At 65.3% G+C, this 18082-nt stretch carries 8 protein-coding genes; 2 read left to right on the plus strand and 6 right to left on the minus strand.

The window, feature by feature from the left end:
* Nucleotides 1-2 precede the first annotated feature (2 nt).
* From treY to N2602_RS09805, 6 genes are read right to left on the minus strand one after another with little or no spacing between them, the layout of a single operon-like run.
* Nucleotides 3-2804: a malto-oligosyltrehalose synthase gene (gene treY / locus N2602_RS09780; RefSeq protein ID WP_260382509.1), complete on the minus strand. Its 2802-nt coding sequence runs from the start codon at nucleotides 2802-2804 to the stop codon at nucleotides 3-5.
* 1 nt (nucleotide 2805) lies between these two features.
* Nucleotides 2806-4557, minus strand: a complete 1752-nt coding sequence (gene treZ / locus N2602_RS09785; RefSeq protein WP_260382510.1) for a malto-oligosyltrehalose trehalohydrolase — start codon at nucleotides 4555-4557, stop codon at nucleotides 2806-2808.
* On the minus strand, nucleotides 4554-6632 hold the full coding sequence (gene glgX, locus N2602_RS09790; protein ID WP_212254497.1) for a glycogen debranching protein GlgX: 2079 nt from the start codon (nucleotides 6630-6632) through the stop codon (nucleotides 4554-4556). Before glgX ends, treZ begins: the two co-directional genes overlap by 4 nt.
* A gap of 3 nt (nucleotides 6633-6635) precedes the next feature.
* Complete coding sequence (gene glgB, locus N2602_RS09795; protein ID WP_172786885.1) at nucleotides 6636-8774, minus strand: 1,4-alpha-glucan branching protein GlgB; 2139 nt, start codon at nucleotides 8772-8774, stop codon at nucleotides 6636-6638.
* The gene (gene treS, locus N2602_RS09800) at nucleotides 8767-12060 is read right to left on the minus strand and encodes a maltose alpha-D-glucosyltransferase (protein WP_260382511.1); all 3294 of its coding nucleotides are present in this window, start codon (nucleotides 12058-12060) and stop codon (nucleotides 8767-8769) included. Before treS ends, glgB begins: the two co-directional genes overlap by 8 nt.
* An 11-nt stretch (nucleotides 12061-12071) precedes the next feature.
* The gene (locus N2602_RS09805; RefSeq protein ID WP_260382512.1) at nucleotides 12072-14018 is read right to left on the minus strand and encodes a maltotransferase domain-containing protein; all 1947 of its coding nucleotides are present in this window, start codon (nucleotides 14016-14018) and stop codon (nucleotides 12072-12074) included.
* Between the two features lie 204 nt (nucleotides 14019-14222).
* Here N2602_RS09805 and malQ point away from each other — a divergent pair, with 204 nt between their 5' ends.
* Nucleotides 14223-16184, plus strand: coding sequence for a 4-alpha-glucanotransferase (malQ, locus tag N2602_RS09810; protein ID WP_260382513.1), 1962 nt, complete (start codon nucleotides 14223-14225; stop codon nucleotides 16182-16184).
* Nucleotides 16185-16214: 30 nt separating this feature from the next.
* Entirely contained in the window at nucleotides 16215-18014 is a 1800-nt protein-coding gene (locus tag N2602_RS09815; protein ID WP_260382514.1) for a glycoside hydrolase family 15 protein, read from the plus strand.
* Nucleotides 18015-18082 lie beyond the last annotated feature (68 nt).

The raw sequence follows: 18082 nt of genomic DNA on the forward strand, positions 1-18082 counted from the left end.
CCTCAGGCGCGCACGCGTTGTCGCGGCGCTCCGACGGCATTCGCGGTTCGGGCCGCGATGACCGAGGCAGGATAGTCGCGAAAGGCCTGCGCGAGCGGCAAGTCGTTGCCCGCAAGGCCCGGCACTGAATAGCCCGTGATGTCGATGGTGGCGTCGATACCTTCCAGTGCGGGCCATTCCCGGCCCGCTTGGGTGAACGGCGCGAAATGACGCCCGGCCACGACGATCGCGGCGGCGCGGCCATGACGGCGCGCGAAGGCGACGACATGGTCGGCATGGGCGCCTCGTACCTCCAGCGACTGGTAGTCGCCCTGCGCGAAGACGTCGCCCAGCTCGTTGCGCAGCTTGAGCAGATGCCGCGTCCAGGCCAGCTTGAGCTTGCCGTCCGGCCAGTTCTCGATGAGGCCGCTCCAATCCGGCGCTTCCAATGATGTCAGCGCCGCATGGCGCGCGGCGAAATCGACCGGACGGCGGTTGTCGGGATCGACCAGCGACAGGTCCCAGAATTCGGTGCCTTGATAGAAGTCGGGCACGCCCGGCAGAGTCGCCTTGAGCGTGAGCTGGCTCAGCGAATTCAACGTGCCGAGCAGCGCGATGCGGCGAGCCAGCGTCTGCAATGCCTGAAGGAATTCTGCGGATTGATCAGGGTCGAGGAGCTTCGCGATGAAGTCGCGGATGCCGTCCTCATAGGCTTCATGCGGGTTGAGCCAGCTCGTCTCCTCCTTGCCCTCGCGCGCAGCCTTGAGGGCATAGGCCTGGACGCGCTCGACGAAGGCGGCATCGGCCGTCGCCTCAATCGGCCAGACGCCGAGCAGGGTCTGGTAGAGCATGTATTCGAACGTTGCCGACGGCGCGCGGAAATTGCCGTGGAGCGTGAGATGCGGTGCGTTCAGCACCTTCCAGCGCGCCACCGCGCTGGTCCATTCACCGGGAATCTCGCTGAGCGCCGCGATGCGCGTGCGCGCATCCTCCCCACGCTTGGTGTCGTGGGTGGCGGTTGCCGTCATGCCTTGCGGCCATTCCCTGGCGCGAGCCTGCATGGCCTGATGGAACGCGGGAATGCTGAGGCCGGTGCTTGAGGGATCGCCGCCGACCTCGTTCAGCGCGAGCAGCCGGTGGAATTGATAGAACGCGGTGTCCTCCAGCGACTTCGCCATCATCGGCCCCGTGAATTGCTGCACCTTGAGCGCGAAGCGGCGCACGCGCGGGGCGCTGTGCGGCGGACGGCCGGGCTTGAGCAGGTCCATGGTCAGGGCATCGCGCAGGAAGTCGAAGATGCCGTCGTCGGCGGCGAACCAGTCCCGGCGGGCGCGCGCGATGGTGTCGTCGATCAGCTTGCGGTCCGCTGCCGTCGGGCCGCTGTGCGTCAGATAGGTGCGATAGACCGGGAAATGCAGCACATAGAGCTCGAGCGCCTGCCGCAGGCTGTCGGCCGAGAAGTCCCGCGTCGAATAATGGCCGTTGGCGATGCGCGCGAGCAGGCGGGTCAGCACGGTGAATTCGCTGGTCAGCAACGTCTCGAGCACGCGCCGCTTGGCGTCCTTGACGTAAGGCACAAGCCGCGGCGGCCGGTTGCTGATCTGCCGCCAGGTCTCGTCCAGCGCCTCCAGCCCCCTGGGATCGATCAGCACGTGGGTGATGACGTTCATCCATTCATAGCCGGTGGTGCCCTGGACACCGGCGAAATGCGGCAGGCGCTCGTGCTCACACAGGATTTTTTCGATCACCGTATAGAACGGCTTTGTGTTGCCTTGGGCGGTGTTGCTTTGGGCGTCGCGCACCAGCCGGCGCAATCGCTGGCAATATTGGGCGGGGTCGCGCAGGCCGTCGATGTGATCGAGCCGGATTCCCTGCAATTTGCCGTCGGCGATGAGCTGCTTCACCAGCCGGTGCGTGGCGGCAAATGTGCTCGCGTCCTCGACGCGCAGGCCGGCGAGGCCATTGACGTCGAAGAAGCGGCGATAATTGATGTCGCTGGAGGCAAGCCGCCAGTGCCCGAGCTTGTAGTGCTGGCGCTCCAGGAGATGATGCAGCGTCAGCGTCTGTGCCGGGCGGTCCTTGCCGGCGCGATAGGCGGCAAGGCCGCGCTTGATGATGTCGGCGGCGCCTGCGATCTCCTTGAGCTCGGCCTTGAAGCCGGGAGCTTCCTTGCGATTGGGACGCCGCAGCCCCGTGTAACGGGTCGCGAGCGACAGCAGGCGCTTGCCGGGCTCCGTTTCCGCCGCGTCCGCCTCCTTGACGACGATCCGCAGCATCTCGCCATAGCGCTCCGGCGCGATGGGCAAGCGGTGCTCGAAATACCAGGCCGCGAAGCTTCCTTCGTCCGGGTCGTAGCGCAGCTCGATGTCGCCGCGCTCCAGCGCCTCGCCGTAGGACGAGCCGAGGATCGGCAGCAGCACGCCGCCGCGGGCGCGGTAGGCCAGCTGGTCCCAGTCGATGTCGAAGGAGGCGGCGTGCGGAGAGGCCTGGCCCCATTCCAGCACGTCGAGCCACCACGGATTGTCGGCAAAATGCACGCCGACATGGTTGGGGACGAAATCGATGATGAGCCCGAGATCGTGCTGCTGGAGCGCTTCGCTCAACCGCGCAAAGCCTGCTTCGCCGCCGAGTTCGGGATTGAACTGGCCGTGGTCGACGGTGTCGTAGCCATGGGTCGAGCCCTTGCGGGCCTTCATCACCGGTGAGGCGTAGAGATGCGTGATGCCAAGCGCCTTGAGGTAAGGAACGACGGCGGCAGCCTTGTCGAAGTCGAAATCTGCGGTGAGCTGGAGCCGGTAGGTCGCGAGCGGAATGGCGGGAGGCATCCTAACCTCCGAGGCGCCAGATCACCGACCAGGGCGGGAGCCGCTCGCCGGATCCGCCGCCCCAGATCGGCGTGCCCGCGCTGACGCTGGAGGTGATCTCGTGATCGGACAGATTGGCGACAAGGCGCAATGTCGAGCCGTCGCCCATGCGCCAATGCGCGGTGAGGAGGCCGTTGTCGGCCGCCTGGGCATCACCGAAGCTTGCGCCTTTCAGCCGCGGCATGACCTGCTTGCGACGGACGCCGAGCAGCTCTCGCACCAGCCCAAGCCGCGCATCGTGTTGCGGCGTGCGGCCGGTCCAGTCGAGCACGGCCGATTGCAGCGTTGCCGGATCGAGCGGGTCGGGCACCTCGTCGCCGTATTTCTCGTACGCCCAGGCATATTCCCGCTTGCGCCCCGTGCGCACGGCATCGGCGAGTCCGCCCTGGAAATCGCAGAAGAACGGGAAGGGGACCGTCGAGCCCCATTCCTCGCCCTGAAACAGCATCGGCACCATAGGCGCGAGCAGGGTGACCGCGAGCGCGGCCTCGATCTGCTTTGGCGATGCCAGGCTTTCCAGCCGCTCGCCGAGTGGACGATTGCCGATCTGGTCGTGGTTCTGCAGGAAATTGACGAAGGTGGCCGGCGGCAGCTGGCCGCTCGGCTCGCCGCGCGGCTTCTTGCCCCAGAACTCCGAGATCTCGCCCTGATAGACGAAGCCGGAGGCGAGCGCGCGCGCCAGGTCCATGCGCGGCGTTTGGTAGTCGCCATAGTAACCGGCATGCTCGCCGGTCAGCATCACGTGCCAGACGTGATGATAGTCGTCGTTCCACTGCCCGCGATATTTGCCGTTCGGCGGCTCCTGCGCAGCGTCGAGCAGGCTGGCGCGATTGTCGCCGTTCTCCAGCACGAGATGGATGTGGCGTCCCGTAGCCTTGGCGAGCTCGCCGGCGGCAACGCTGAGGTCCTGCAGCATGGACTGCTCGCCCGGGATAGCCATGATGTGATTGGCGGCGTCGAGCCTGAGGCCGTCGAAGCGGTAGTCGGCGAGCCAGGACAACGCGTTCTCGACGGCGAAGGCGCGCACTTGCGGCACGCGATAATCGATCGCACTGCCCCACGGCGTGTGCGCATCGGTGAAGAAGGTCGGCGCGTAACGGCCGAGATAGTTTCCTTCCGGCCCGAAATGATTGTAGACGACGTCGAGGAACACCATCAGCCCGCGCAGATGCGCCTCGTCGATCAGCGTCTTCAGGTCTTCGAGCCGGCCATAGGCGCTGTCCGGCGCGTACCACAGCACGCCGTCATAGCCCCAGCCGCGGCGTCCTGCGAAATCGGCGAGCGGCATCAATTCCAGCGCCGTGATGCCGGTCGCGGCGAGATGATCGAGCTTGTCGATCATGGCGCGATAGGTGCCTTCCGGCGTGAAGGTGCCGACATGGGTCTCGACCAGCACCGTCTCTTCCCAGGGACGGCCGCGCCAATCGCGCGCGCGCCAGGCGAAGTTATCGTGATCGATCACCTCGCTCGGGCCGAACACGTCCTCGGGCTGGAAGGCCGAAGCGGGATCCGGCACGTCGATCTCGTCGTCGATCCTGAACTTGTATTTGCTGCCGGCGGTGAGGCCGGCGATCTCGGCGACGTACCAGCCGTCCTGCCGGCGCTGCATCGCGTGCCTGCGGTCGAGCAGGAGATCGACGCGGCGCGCGGCCGGTGCCCACAGCCGGAACGACACGCCGTCCCTGGTCGGCCTCGCCCCGAAGGATGGCCTCATAGCGCGCCTGCGAAGGCGAGCACGGATCGCGGCGGCGCCTTGCTGTCGCTCCCGGGCAGGAAGTCGATCGTATTCAGCTTGGCATCGGTCGTGTTCAGGAGCTGCTGCCAGCTCTTGTATTCGGTCATTTTGGGCAATTTGAATGCGATCTCTTCGGGAGCGGCGTTCAGTACGATAAAGATCGCGGCCCCACCCGGTTCCATCGGGCCCATCACATAGGAGAGAAACCGCCCATCCGGGAATGTCCAGTCGCTCTCCGTCATCTCGTCGCCGGCCGGCGTCAGCCACAACGCGCCGTAGGAGACGCCGTCCTTGGGCCGGCCGTCGAGCCAGCGATGGCTGCGCAGCTGCGAGAAACGGCGACGGATGTCGGCGAGCTGGGCGACGAAGTCGATCATGTCGTCGCCGTCCTTGCCGAGATTGTCCCAGCCGACCCAGCCGACCTCGTTGTCCTGGCAATAGGCGTTGTTGTTGCCGGATTGCGAGTTGCCGACCTCGTCGCCGGCGAGGATCAGCGGAACGCCCTGGGCCAGCATCAGGCAGGCCAGCACGTTCTTGCGCAGCTGACGGCGCAGGCTGATGATATCAGGATCGTCGGTCGGCCCCTCGACGCCGCAATTGTTGCTGTGATTGTCGTTGGAGCCGTCGCGATTGTCCTCGCCGTTGGCCTCGTTGTGCTTCTCGTTGTAGCTGAAGAGATCGGCGAGCGTGAAGCCGTCGTGGACGGTGATGTGGTTGATGCTGGCGCGCGGCCGCCGCCCGTCGTGATTGAACAGGTCGGACGACGCGGTCATGCGGCTGGAGATGTCGCCGATCAGGCTGCCTTCGCCGCTCCAGTAGCGGCGCATGGCGCTGCGATAGCGATCGTTCCATTCCGACCATTGCGAGGGGAAGGCGCCGACCTGGTAGCCGCCGAGGCCGAGGTCCCATGGCTCGGCGACGAGCTTGACGGTCGCCAGCACCGGATCCTGTCGCACTGCGGTCAAGAACGAGCTGCCGCGATCAAAACCGTTCGGCCCGCGTGCCAGCGTGGTGGCGAGGTCGAAGCGGAAGCCGTCGACGTGGCAGACCTCGACCCAGTAGCGCAAGGAATCCATCACCATCTGCAGCACGCGCGGATGGGTGAGGTTCACCGAGGAGCCGCAGCCGGTGAAGTCGTCGTAATAGCGCGGGTTCTCGCGGTTCAGCCAATAATAGGAGGCGTTGTCGATGCCGCGATAGCACAGCGTCGGACCGAGATGATTTCCCTCGGCGGTGTGGTTGTAGACCACGTCGAGCATGACCTCGATGCCGGCATCGTGCAGCCGCGCCACCGTGGTGCGGAAGGAATCGAGCGCATTGTCCTGGGCGTAGCGAGGCTCCGGCGCGAAGAAGGACAGCGTGTTGTAGCCCCAGTAATTGGCGAGCTTCTTTTCCACGAGGATGCGGTCGTCGACGAAGCTGTGCACCGGCAGCAGCTCGACCGTGGTGACGCCGAGCTTCCTGAGGTGCTCGATCATCGCGGGCGAGGACAGTCCGCCATAGGTACCGCGCAGGTTCGGCGGCACGTCGTCGCGCTTCTGGGTCAGGCCCTTGACGTGGGCCTCGTAGATGATGGTGTCTTCCCAGGGAATGTTCGGCCGGATCTCGCGGCGGCCCCAGTTGAAGGTCTCGTCGACCACGACGGCCTTGGGCATGCCGCGCGCGTTGTCGCGCCGGTCGAACGACAGGTCCTCGCGCGGGCTTCCGGTGCGATAGGCGAAATGCGCATCGCTCCAGACCAGGCGCCCGGCGAGCCGCTTGGCGTAGGGGTCGAGCAGCAGCTTGTTGGCATTGAAGCGATGGCCGTGCTCGGGCTCGTAGGGGCCGTGCACGCGATAGCCGTAGAGCTGGCCCGGCGAGACGTCGTTGAGATAGCCGTGCCAGACGTCCTCGGTCTTCTCGGGCAGCTCGATGCGCTCGAGCTCGCGGCGGCCTTGCGTGTCGAACAGGCAGAGCTCGACCTTCTGCGCGTTGGCGGAGAACAGCGCGAAATTGGTGCCGCGTCCGTCCCAGCTTGCGCCGAGCCGTGCGGGCGATCCGGCGGTCAGGCGCATCGATCAGCTTTCCGGAACGAGGAAGATCGCAGCGAGCGGCGGAATGGTGAGGCGGAGCTCGCCGCCCTCGGCCTGGACTTCGCCGATATTGCCGACATTGCTGCCGCCATAATGGGCGGAATCGGAGTTGAGCACTTCCTTCCACTTGCCGCCGAAGGGCACGCGAACGCGATAGTTCTGGTAGACGTTGGGCGAGAAGTTGACGATGACGATACACCGCGCGTTCTCGTCGAACCCCTTGCGCAGCCAGGCGAATACGTTGCGATTGGCATCGTCCGTGATCAGCCATTCGAAGCCGGCCTGCTCGCAATCCATCTGGTGCAGCGCCGGCACCGCGCGGTAGAGCCGGTTGAGGTCGCGGATCAGGGCCTGGACGCCGGAATGGACCTTGTACTCGAGCAGGTGCCAGTCGAGCGACTGGTCGTGATTCCATTCGCGGCTCTGCGCGATCTCGGCGCCCATGAACAAGAGCTTCTTGCCGGGATGGCCGAACATGAAGCTGTAATAGGCGCGCAAATTGGCGAAGCGCTGCCACTCGTCGCCGGGCATGCGGCCGAGGATGGAGCGCTTGCCGTGCACGACCTCGTCATGCGACAGCGGCAGGATGAAGTTCTCCGAGAACGCATAGTGCAGGCCGAACAGGATCTCGCCGTGATGATGCTTGCGGTGGATCGGATCCTTGCTGATGTAGTTCAGCGTGTCGTGCATCCAGCCCATGTTCCATTTGTAGCCGAAGCCGAGTCCGCCGAACTCGACAGGGCGCGAGACTTGGGGCCAGGCGGTGGATTCCTCCGCGGCCGTGGTCGCCTGCGGGAAGCGGGCGAACATCTCCGTGTTGAAGCGGCGCAGGAAGTTGATCGCCTCGATGTTCTCCCGCCCGCCATACTGGTTCGGAATCCACGCGCCGGGCGGCCGGCTGTAGTCGAGATAGAGCATGGACGCGACCGCATCGACGCGCAGGCCGTCGATGGCATAACGCTCCATCCAGAACAGCGCGTTTGACACCAGGAAGTTCGTCACTTCGGTGCGGCCGTAATTGTAGATCAGCGTGCCCCAGTCGAGGTGGCGGCCCTGCAGCGGGTTGGCGTGCTCGTAGAGCGCGGTGCCGTCGAAATGGCCGAGCCCGTGCGGGTCGTCCGGGAAGTGACCCGGCACCCAGTCGAGCAGCACGCCGATGCCTTCGCGGTGGCAGGCATCGATCAGCGCCGCAAAATCCTCGGGGCTGCCGAAACGGCTGGTCGGCGCATAGAGGCCGGTCGGCTGATAGCCCCATGAGCCGTCGAACGGGTGCTCGCTCACGGGCAGGAATTCGAGATGGGTGAAGCCCATGTCGCGCGCATAGGCCGGCAGCTGCTCGGCCAGCTCGCGATAGGTCAGCCATTCATTGTTGCCTTTGCGCCGCCACGAGCCGAGATGAACCTCGTAGATCGACATCGGTGCCGACATTGCATTGATGCCTTCGGGCGCCGGGCGCGGCCGCGGCAGATGCGCCTCGTCGAACACGATCGACGCCGTCTTCGGCCGCAACTCGCTGGCGAATGCCATCGGATCGGATTTCAGCGGCAGCAGATGACCATGCGGTCCGACGATCTCGAACTTGTAGTGATCGCCTGCCTTCGCATGCGGGATGAACAATTCCCAATAGCCGTTGCCGCGCACCCGCATCGGATGGCGCCGACCGTCCCAGAAGTTGAAGTCGCCGACCACGGAGACGCGCCGCGCATTCGGCGCCAGCACGACGAAGCCGATGCCGTCGACGCCCTCGAGCCGCAAGGGGTGCGCGCCGAGCTTGTCGTAGAGGCGCTGATGGGTGCCTTCGCCGAGCAGGTAGAGGTCGAAATCGGTCAGGATCGGTGGAAAGCGGTAGGCATCCTCGAACTCGACGACGTTGCTGCCGAACTTGGCGCGCAGCTGGTAGTGCTTCGAGCCGTTGGGCAGGGCGCCGATGAACAGGCCGGAATCGTGGACGCGGTCGAGCGGCGCGACCTCGCCATGGTCGCCGACCGCCTCGACATTGGTGGCCTCGGGCAGAAATGCGCGGACCACGCTTTTGCCGCCCTCGGGATGCAGCCCGAGATAGTGGAAGGGGTCGGAGTGGCGGCCCTCGATGATCGCGTAGGCTTCGGCAGGCAGTTTAGGCATGGGCTTCGCTCTCGGCACTGGACAGAATGCGAAGCAGTCCGGTCAGCGGCGCATGGAGCCCCTCAGGCCGGTGGGACAGCTCGTACTCTACGTCGTGGAACGCTCGGTCTAGCAGGAAAAATTTCAACAGGCCTTCCGCGCATGACCGATCGTCCGGCCACAGCCTCCGGTCAGTCATGGCTTCGCGGTAGGCGGACAGGAAGGTCGCGGTGGCGCGCTCGCGCCATTCGTCGAGCGCGGCGGCGAGGCGGTCCTGCTCGTCGGAGGCGCCCGTGAGCGCGCGGCCTATTGCCGCGTTCACCGAAAGGTTGATGGAATGGATCAGGCCGGCGACGTCGCGGGCGGCCGGCGCCTTGCGGCGCTTGTTGGCCAGCGGCACACGCGGATCGCCGTCGAAGTCGATGATGAAAATATCGTCCTTCACGATCAGAGTTTGCCCGAGCCGGAAGTCGCCATGATGACGGATGTTCAACCCGCCGATGTCCGATGGCAAGAGCGCATTCAGGCCGTCGAACAGGCTACGGCGTGCGGCGACCAGCCGGTCGATCAGGGGCCGGTCCGCCTCCCGCAGCCCGTCGCGGCTGTCGGCCAGCCGCTCGAGAACCCGCTCGGCACGCGCCTTGAGGTCGGAGAGCCAGGTCCTGATCTGGGCCGGCTCGATCGGCACGGGCGCGAGATCGTCGGGCTTTGCCGCGGCGAGCGCGACGTGCAGCTCGGCGAGCCGCCGGCCGATCTGCGCAATGAAATGCAGATACGGCGCCTGCTCCTGGGTTTCGCGCGGCATCTCATCGGCCGGCGCCAGGCGCTGCTCGTCGACGTAGCGATCGAGATACCCTGTCGTCACGGTCCAGCCGTCGCCCTGGTTTTCGACATAGGCGTGGAGCACGCCGAGCGCGCTGCGCTGGTTATTGTCGACAAGCTCGACGCTGCCGAGCAGCGCCGGCGTGTTGGCGAAGCGAGCGACCTCGGTGAGATAGCGGCCGATCTCGATCTCGGGGCTGACGCCGCTTTCGAGCCGGCGATAGATCTTGGCGACGTATTTGTTGTCGACCAGCGCGGTGCTGTTCGATTGCTCGATGGCGCGGATGCGTTCGGGCTCCTTGATGGTGTAGTCGGCGAACCGGCTGGTCGCCTTGAACTCCAGCCGCAGATTGTTCTCCTCCACCACCAGGTTTTGCGACAGGCCCCGCAGGAACAGGCCGATGAAGATCTGCTCGGTCGCGACGTCGAGCAGCGTGCCCTCTCGCGCACCCTGGCGCACGGCGGCGAGCGCCTTCGGGTTGAAGCGTTCGCGGTCGAAGCGTACCCACTCGATCTGCATCGGCATCACGTAGCGCGTGGTGACGTCGTTCCGCGTCGTCTCGAAGAACGCGATCCAGGGTCTGTTGTCGCCGATGTCGCTGAACGGCACCGCTGAGGTGAGCGTGGCCTTGATCTGCTTGGGATTGTGCTCGGGATACCAGCGCGTCCGTGACAGGAAGCCCGGCAGCACGTCGCGCTCGAACACCCCGCGCTCGCGGGCGAGCGAGACCCAGTTCGAATTCACCGGCACCACCAGCGTCTCGAATTCCGGCACCGCGCGCGGAATCACGGGCTCCGACTTGTCGCGCTCCTGAAGCTGGAACCAGTAGAAGCCGTAGGGCCCCAGCGTGATCATGTAGGGCAATTCGCCGATCGCGGGAAAGCGCGTGCGGCCGAGCATTTCCTGCGGAATGCGATCCTTCCACGGCGACAGGTCGAGCTCGGTGGCCTGCGCGGCGCGCGACAGATTGGCGACGCAGAGGATCACCTCGTCGCGGTATTGCCGGACATAGGCCAGCACGGCGCGATTGGCCGGGCGGATGAAGGTCATGGTGCCGCGTCCGAAGGCGAGCGTCGACTTGCGCACCGAGATCAGCCGCTTGGTGGCGCTGAGCAGCGAGGACAGGCTGCGCGACTGCGCCTCGACGTTCACGGATTCATAGCCGTAGACCGGGTCCATGATCAGGGGCGCGTAGAGCCGGGCTGGGTCGCAGCGCGAGAAGCCGCCGTTGCGGTCCGGGCTCCATTGCATCGGCGTGCGCACGCCGTTGCGATCGCCGAGATAGATGTTGTCGCCCATTCCGATCTCGTCGCCGTAATAGATGATCGGCGTGCCCGGGAACGACAGCAGCAGCGAGTTCATCAGCTCGATCTTGCGCCGGTCGTTGTCCATCAGCGGCGCAAGGCGGCGGCGGATGCCGACATTTATGCGCGCGCGGGGATCGTTGGCGTAGGTGGTCCAGAGATAGTCGCGCTCGACGTCGGTAACCATCTCCAGCGTGAGCTCGTCGTGATTGCGCAGGAACAGCGCCCATTGGCAGCTCGCCGGGATATCAGGCGTCTGGCGCAGGATGTCGGTGATCGGGAAGCGGTCCTCCTGCGCGATCGCCATGTAGATGCGCGGCATCAGCGGGAAGTGATAGGCCATGTGGCATTCGTCGCCACGGCCGAAATATTCCTGCACGTCCTCCGGCCATTGATTGGCCTCGGCCAGCAGCAGCTTGCCCTTGGAATATGCGTCCAGCTCCTGGCGCAGCCGCTTGATGATCGCATGGGTCTCGGGCAGGTTCTCGTTCGAGGTGCCCTCGCGCTCGCACAGATACGGAATCGCATCGAGCCGGAAACCGTCGACACCGGCATCGAGCCAGCGCTTCATCACCTGGATGATGGCGCTGACCACGCGCGGATTGTCGAAATTGAGGTCTGGCTGGTGCGAGAAGAAGCGGTGCCAATAGAACGCGCCGGCCTCGGGATCCCAGGTCCAGTTCGACTTCTCGGTGTCGGTGAAGATGATGCGCGTGCCCTGGTACTTCTGGTCGGTGTCGCTCCAGACATACCAGTTGCGGGCGCTGGAGCCCGGATGGCTGCGCCGCGCGCGCTTGAACCATTTGTGCTGGTCCGAGGTGTGGTTGACGACGAGCTCGGTGATGACGCGCAGGCCGCGCTTCTGTGCCTCCTGGATGAAGCGCTTGAAGTCCTTCATCGTCCCGAAATCGGGATTGACCGCGCCGTAATCGCCGATGTCATAGCCGTCGTCGCGGCCGGGCGAGGGATAGAACGGCAGCAGCCACAGCGCCGTGACGCCGAGCTCCTGCAGATAGGGCAGCCTCTCGGTCAGCCCGGCGAAGTCGCCGATGCCGTCATTGTTGCTGTCGGCGAAGGCCTTGACGTGGAGCTGGTAGATGATCGCGTCCTTGTACCAGAGCTCATCCACGACCTCGGCAGCCTCAACCTTCTTGGTATCGACGGAAGACAGAACATTCATGGCGTGACCCCTTACGCCAGGCAGCGGAACAGAAGTGCCGGATCGCGGTCGGGATCGATACGCAACTTGATTCCGCCCCATTCGATGCGGGATTGTTCGCCGGTGAGCAGGTTTTCGAGTGTCGTCACATGGTGACGCCGTCCGCCGACGTCAACGGTGAGATCACCGAGCGGCAGCCAGCATTCACGGACATGGCGCGCCAGCGCGATCACGACGACGACAATGTTGGCCGGATCGGCTGCCTCCTTGACGAAGGCGATGGTCTCGCCGTCCTCGATGGCGATAAAGCGCAAATTCGCGGTCTGCTGAAGCGCCGCGTTGTCGTTGCGGATGCGGTTGAGCGCCGCGATGTAGGGCTTGATGTTGCCGGGTCTGTCCCAGTCGCGCTGCCTGATCTGGTACTTCTCGGAATCCAGATATTCTTCGCGGCCGGGAATGGCGTCATGCTCCAGCAGCTCGAATCCGCTGTAGATGCCGTAATTGCCTGACAGCGTCGCCGCCAGCGCGACGCGCGACTTGAAGGCCCAGGCCTCTCCGCTCTGGAGGTGAAAGGGCAACAGGTCAGGCGTGTTGACGAACATGTGCGGACGATAGAAATCGCGCTCGGGATAGCGCGTCAGCTCGCCGAGATATTGCTGCAGCTCCCACCTCTCTGTGCGCCAGGGAAAGTACGTGAAGGACTGCGCGAAGCCGAGCTTGGCGAGACCCTTCATCAGCTTTGGCCGTGCATAGGTCTTGGAGAACAGGATCACGTCGGGATGACGGCGGCTTATGTCGCGGATCAGCCACTCCCAGAACGCAAGCGGCGCGGTGTCGTGATTGTCGATGGCGAAGATGGTCACGCCCTTGTCGATCCAGAACAGCATGGCATCGCGAAACGCGTTCCAAAGCCCGACGCGATCCACCGAATTGAAATCGGGGATGACGATGTCGGAATAGGGGCCGTCCGCCGCCTTCACCGAGCGGTCGGGCCGCCATTTGAACCATTCCGGATGCTGCGACAGCCAGGGATGATCCGGCGAGCACTGCACCGCGAAGTCCAGCGCAAGCTCGATCCCATACTCGAGACAGGTGGCGACCAGCGCGCGGAAGTCCTCGATCGTGCCGAGCTCCGGATGCAGCGCGTCGTGGCCGCCCTCGGCCGAGCCGATCGCATAGGGCGAGCCGGGATCGCCTTCACCGGCCACCGGCGCGTTGTTGCGGCCCTTGCGGCTGGTCTTTCCGATCGGGTGGATCGGCGTGAAGTAGAGCACGTCAAAGCCCATCGCGGCGATGTCGGGAACGCGCGCGATGCAGTCGCGCAGCGTGCCATGCCGGCCCGGCCATGCGCCCTGGCTGCGCGGCATCATCTGATACCAGGCGCTGAAGCGCGCCTTGTCGCGGTCCGCGGTCAGCGGAAAGAATGGCGAGCGCGTCAAGTCCGGCCGCGACTGGCTCTCGGCCATGGCTTCGCCGAGCTCGGTCGCGAGCAGCGAGGTGATGTCGCCGTTCCTCAAATAGTCCTCGCACTGCCTGATGATGATCGCTGCGGCGTCCTGCTGCGCGCCATGCGCCTTGGTCAAAAGGCCGGCGCCCTCGATCGCATCGAGGCTGACATCGGCCCCGGTGCGCCGTTTTCGCGTGACGGCGTGCGACCAGGTGGCGAACTCGTCGGTCCAGGCTTCGATCGAGTAGACATATTGGCCGGGCTCGGGGGGCGTGAACGCGGCGGACCAGCGGTCATTGCCGTGATGGGTCATCGGCTCGCTCCGCCATTCGCGCTCCTGCTCTCCTCGCCAGATCAGCGCGGCTGATATCACGGCCTCGCCATCGCGGTAGATGTCGGCCCAGACCTCGATCCGTTCGCCCGCGATCCGCTTCACGGCGAAGCGGCCGCCGTCGATCGCGGGATAAACGTCCTCGATCAGGAAAGCGCTGCCGGCCGCGGCACTTTCGACAGTTTGAATTGTCTTGTTCACGGTGATGCCATTGACAAGAAAGCAGGAGCCCGTTTCCCTTGTCGGGAACCCACGCTTGGTACCATTATAGAAAGCCGCTTGTGTGTCATTGGTTCCCTCGGGAACGGCAAGCGCAGTTTGCGAGTTACCCCTGACTAACCTCTTCCGCGATCTCGTTAAAATCGATGCCCCCGGCCAAACCATGGCCTGCAAGCTGCGTGCCGAATGGATCTTTTAGCTCAAGCCCGGATCAAGGGCGTTCAATCCGAATTCATCGATGCCCTCGGCAAGCTGCGGGTCACCGCGCCCGAGGCCCTCAAATCCATCCTCGACGCCCTGCCGGAGAAGCGGGTCTATCGCTTCGTCAGCGGGCCGGTCGTGGTGCGTGCGCTCGGACATCCGCGCACGGAATTGGCCTCGATCGGCGCCCCGCCGCTGCAATGGAAAATTTCCGGCAACGGCAATGTGATCGCGGCAGGCGAGACGCGCGAGCCCGTGATCGCCTGGCCCGCCGGCCTGGCGCTCGGGTATCACCGCCTGACGCTGACCGATGCCGAAGGCGCCAGCGAAGACGTGCCGATGATCGTGGCGCCCGAACGCTGCTTCGGCGGCGATTTCGATCGCGGCTGGCTGCTCGCCGTGCAGCTCTACAGCGCCCGCTCCGGCCGCAATTGGGGCATCGGCGATTTCACCGATCTCGCCGGCCTGGTCCGGCTCGCCAAGCAGCTCGGGGCCGACGGCGTCGGGCTCAATCCGCTGCATGTCCTGTTCGACGACCATCCGGCCGATTGCAGCCCCTATTCGCCGAACAGCCGGCTGTTCCTCAACCCGCTCTATATCGACGTCGAGGCGATACCTGAATTCTCGGCCGACCTCGTGCCCGACGCGGCCGCGACGGCCGCCCGTCTGCGCGAGGGGGATCGCGTCCCTTATGCCGACATGGCGGCGCTGAAATGGCTGGGCCTGCGCGCGGCCTTCGACAGCTTCGTCAGAAGCGCGAGCGGGGCGCGTCGCAAGGTGTTTGACGCCTTCCGTGCGGAGCGCGCGACGCTGTTGTCCCGTTTTGCCTGTTTCGAGGTGCTGCGGCATCGCTTCACCGGACCCTGGTGGGAATGGCCGCAAGAGTGGCAGCAGCCGGATGAGGCGAAATTCGCCGAGCTGCGCAACGGTCCCGACAGGCGCGAGGTCGAGTTCGTCGAGTTCGTGCAATGGACGGCCGACAGCCAGCTGCATGCGGCCAAGGAGCTCGCCAGCCAGCTCGGCATGCGCGTCGGGCTCTATCTCGACGTTGCCGTCGGCGTGCAGTCCAACGGCTTCGATGCCTGGAACGAGCAGACGGCGATCTCGCGTCATCTCGCCGTCGGCGCGCCGCCCGACGTGCTCAACACCATCGGCCAGGATTGGGGCCTTGCCGGCTTCAACGCCGGTGGGCTGGAAGCGCAGTCCTTCGTCCCGTTCGCCGACATGCTCGCGGCCTCGATGCGTCATGCCGGCGCCATCAGGCTCGATCACGTGCTCGGCCTGAAACGGCTTTATCTCGTGCCGCGCGGCTTCAAGCCCGACAACGGCGCCTATGTGCAGATGCCGTTCGAGGCGCTATTGGCTGCCGTGGCGCGCGAGAGCGCGGCCCATAAATGCATCGTGATCGGCGAGGACCTCGGCACCGTGCCCGAAGGTTTCCGCGAAATGATGCAGGATTTCGGCATCTGGTCCTATCTCGTCATGATGTTCGAGCGCGACGATGCCGGACATTTCCGCAATGTCGACCATTACCGGCCCAATGCGCTGGTGACGCTGAACACGCATGACCTGTCGACCTATGCCGGCTGGCGCTCCTTCAGCGATCTCAGGATGAAGCGCTCGCTCGGGCTCGATCCCGGCGAGAACGACCAGGCGCGCTGGGATGCGCTCGGCAGGCTCGACGAGATTCTGGGCCAGAACGGCATCAACGCCAACGATGTGTACTCCGTGCTCGCGTTCCTCTCGCGCACGCCCTCGCGGCTGCTTGCGGTGTCGCTGGAGGATCTGCTGGGCGTGATCGACCAGCCCAACATCCCCGGCACGATCGACGAGCATCCGAACTGGCGGCAGCGCCTTCCGGTCGCGCTCGACGAGATCGCGTCCAAGATCGATCTCGCAGCCTTGAAGGCCGCGACACGGGAACGTTCATTGCCCGGCGGGAGTTGAACGGCCGGGCATTGCTAGGCTCGCACGACATTGTCTCAGAGGATCGAAGACTATGCGCTGATCGGCGATTGCGAGACCGCGGCGCTGGTCGGGCGCAACGGCTCGATCGACTGGCTGTGCTGGCCCGCCTTCGATTCCGACGCCTGCTTCGCCGCCATTCTCGGCACCCACAAGAACGGGCGCTGGCTGATCGCGCCATGCGAGGACGCGACCCGCATCTCGCGGCGCTATCACGATAATACCCTCATCCTCGAAACGCGATTCGAGACGAAGAGCGGCACGGTTGCGCTGATCGACTTCATGCCGCCGCGCGGCAAGGCGTCCGACATCGTGCGGCTGGTGCGCGGCCTCGGGGGCACCGTGAAGATGCGGATGGAGCTCGTGATCCGCTTTGGCTTCGGCGCCGACATTCCCTGGGTGCGGCGGATGGATCATTCGCTGCTGGCAATCTGCGGCCAGGACATGACGGTGCTGCGAACACCCGTCGACACCCGCGGCGAGGATCTGACGACGGTCGCCGAATTCGAGGTCGGTGCGGACCAGACCGTGCCCTTCGTGCTGACCTACGGCCCCTCGCATATCGAGCCGCCCGCGCCGATCGATCCCGAGGTCGCGCTCCAGGAGACCGAAACGTTCTGGCGCGATTGGTGCGGCCACTGCACCCGCGACGGCGACTACCAAGACCTCATCCTGCGCTCGCTGATCACGCTGAAGGCGCTGACCTTCGCTCCGACCGGCGGCATCGTCGCGGCACCCACCACGTCCTTGCCGGAAAAGCTCGGAGGCAGCAGGAACTGGGACTACCGCTTCTGCTGGCTGCGCGATGCCACCTTTACGCTGCTGGCGCTGATGAACTCGGGCTACACCGAAGAAGCCTCGGCCTGGCACAATTGGCTGCTGCGCGCGGCGGCCGGCTCGCCTTCGAACATGCAGATCATGTACGGCATCTGGGGCCAGCGGCGGCTCCTGGAATGGGAGGCGGGCTGGCTCGGCGGCTATGAGGGTGCGCAGCCGGTGCGGGTCGGCAACGCCGCCCACGCCCAGCTCCAGCTCGACGTCTACGGCGAACTGATCGACGCCTTCCATCAATCGCGCATGGCCAAGCTCAAGCTCGACGACGAGAGTTGGGCGCTGGAATGCGCCGTGCTCAATCATCTCGCCGAGGTCTGGGACCAGCCCGATCACGGCATCTGGGAGCGGCGCGGCCAGCCCAGGCACTACGTGTTCTCCAAGGTGATGACCTGGGTCGCCTTCGACCGCGGCATCAAGAGCGCCGAGACCTTCGGCTTCAAGGCGCCGCTCCTGCACTGGCGCACCTTGCGCGATGCGATCCACCGCGACGTCTGCACCAGGGGCTTTGACGCGGAGGTGGGCGCCTTCGTCGAATCCTACGGCACGAAGCTGCTCGATGCCAGCGTGCTGCTGCTGCCGGCCGTCGGCTTCCTGCCGGCGTCGGACCCGCGCATCTGCGGCACCATCGCCGCCGTCGAGAGATGCCTGATGCGCGACGGTTTCGTGCTGCGGCACGATCCGCGCGAGCTGCCTCCGGGACAGCCGCCGCTCGAAGGCGCGTTCCTGGCCTGCAGCCTCTGGCTCGCCGATGCCTATGTGCTGTCGGGTGATCTCGACAAGGCGCAGGAATTGTTCGATCGCGTGGTCGGCGTCGCCAATGACGTCGGGCTGCTCGCCGAGGAATACGATTCCGTCGCCCGCCGCCAAACCGGCAATTTCCCGCAGGCGCTGACCCACATTGCGCTGGTCAACACGGCGCACAATCTGTCGGCAGCACGGCAGAAGAGCGAGAAGCCGGCGATGCAGCGGTCGAAGTAGTAGCAAGAGCCGTCAGGCTCTTTTGCCTCCACAAGGACGGTGCTCCCCTCTCCCGCTTGCGGGAGAGG

The organism is Bradyrhizobium sp. NC92 (assembly GCF_025200865.1).
Lineage (GTDB): Bacteria > Pseudomonadota > Alphaproteobacteria > Rhizobiales > Xanthobacteraceae > Bradyrhizobium.

What these genes read in the sequence shown, in the direction of transcription:
- treY (WP_260382509.1), bottom strand. Translation starts at nt 2,804, where the DNA reads ATGCCTCCCGCCATTCCGCTCGCGACCTACCGGCTCCAGCTCACCGCA.
- treZ (WP_260382510.1), bottom strand. Translation starts at nt 4,557, where the DNA reads ATGAGGCCATCCTTCGGGGCGAGGCCGACCAGGGACGGCGTGTCGTTC.
- glgX (WP_212254497.1), bottom strand. Translation starts at nt 6,632, where the DNA reads ATGCGCCTGACCGCCGGATCGCCCGCACGGCTCGGCGCAAGCTGGGAC.
- glgB (WP_172786885.1), bottom strand. Translation starts at nt 8,774, where the DNA reads ATGCCTAAACTGCCTGCCGAAGCCTACGCGATCATCGAGGGCCGCCAC.
- treS (WP_260382511.1), bottom strand. Translation starts at nt 12,060, where the DNA reads ATGAATGTTCTGTCTTCCGTCGATACCAAGAAGGTTGAGGCTGCCGAG.
- malQ (WP_260382513.1), top strand. Translation starts at nt 14,223, where the DNA reads ATGGATCTTTTAGCTCAAGCCCGGATCAAGGGCGTTCAATCCGAATTC.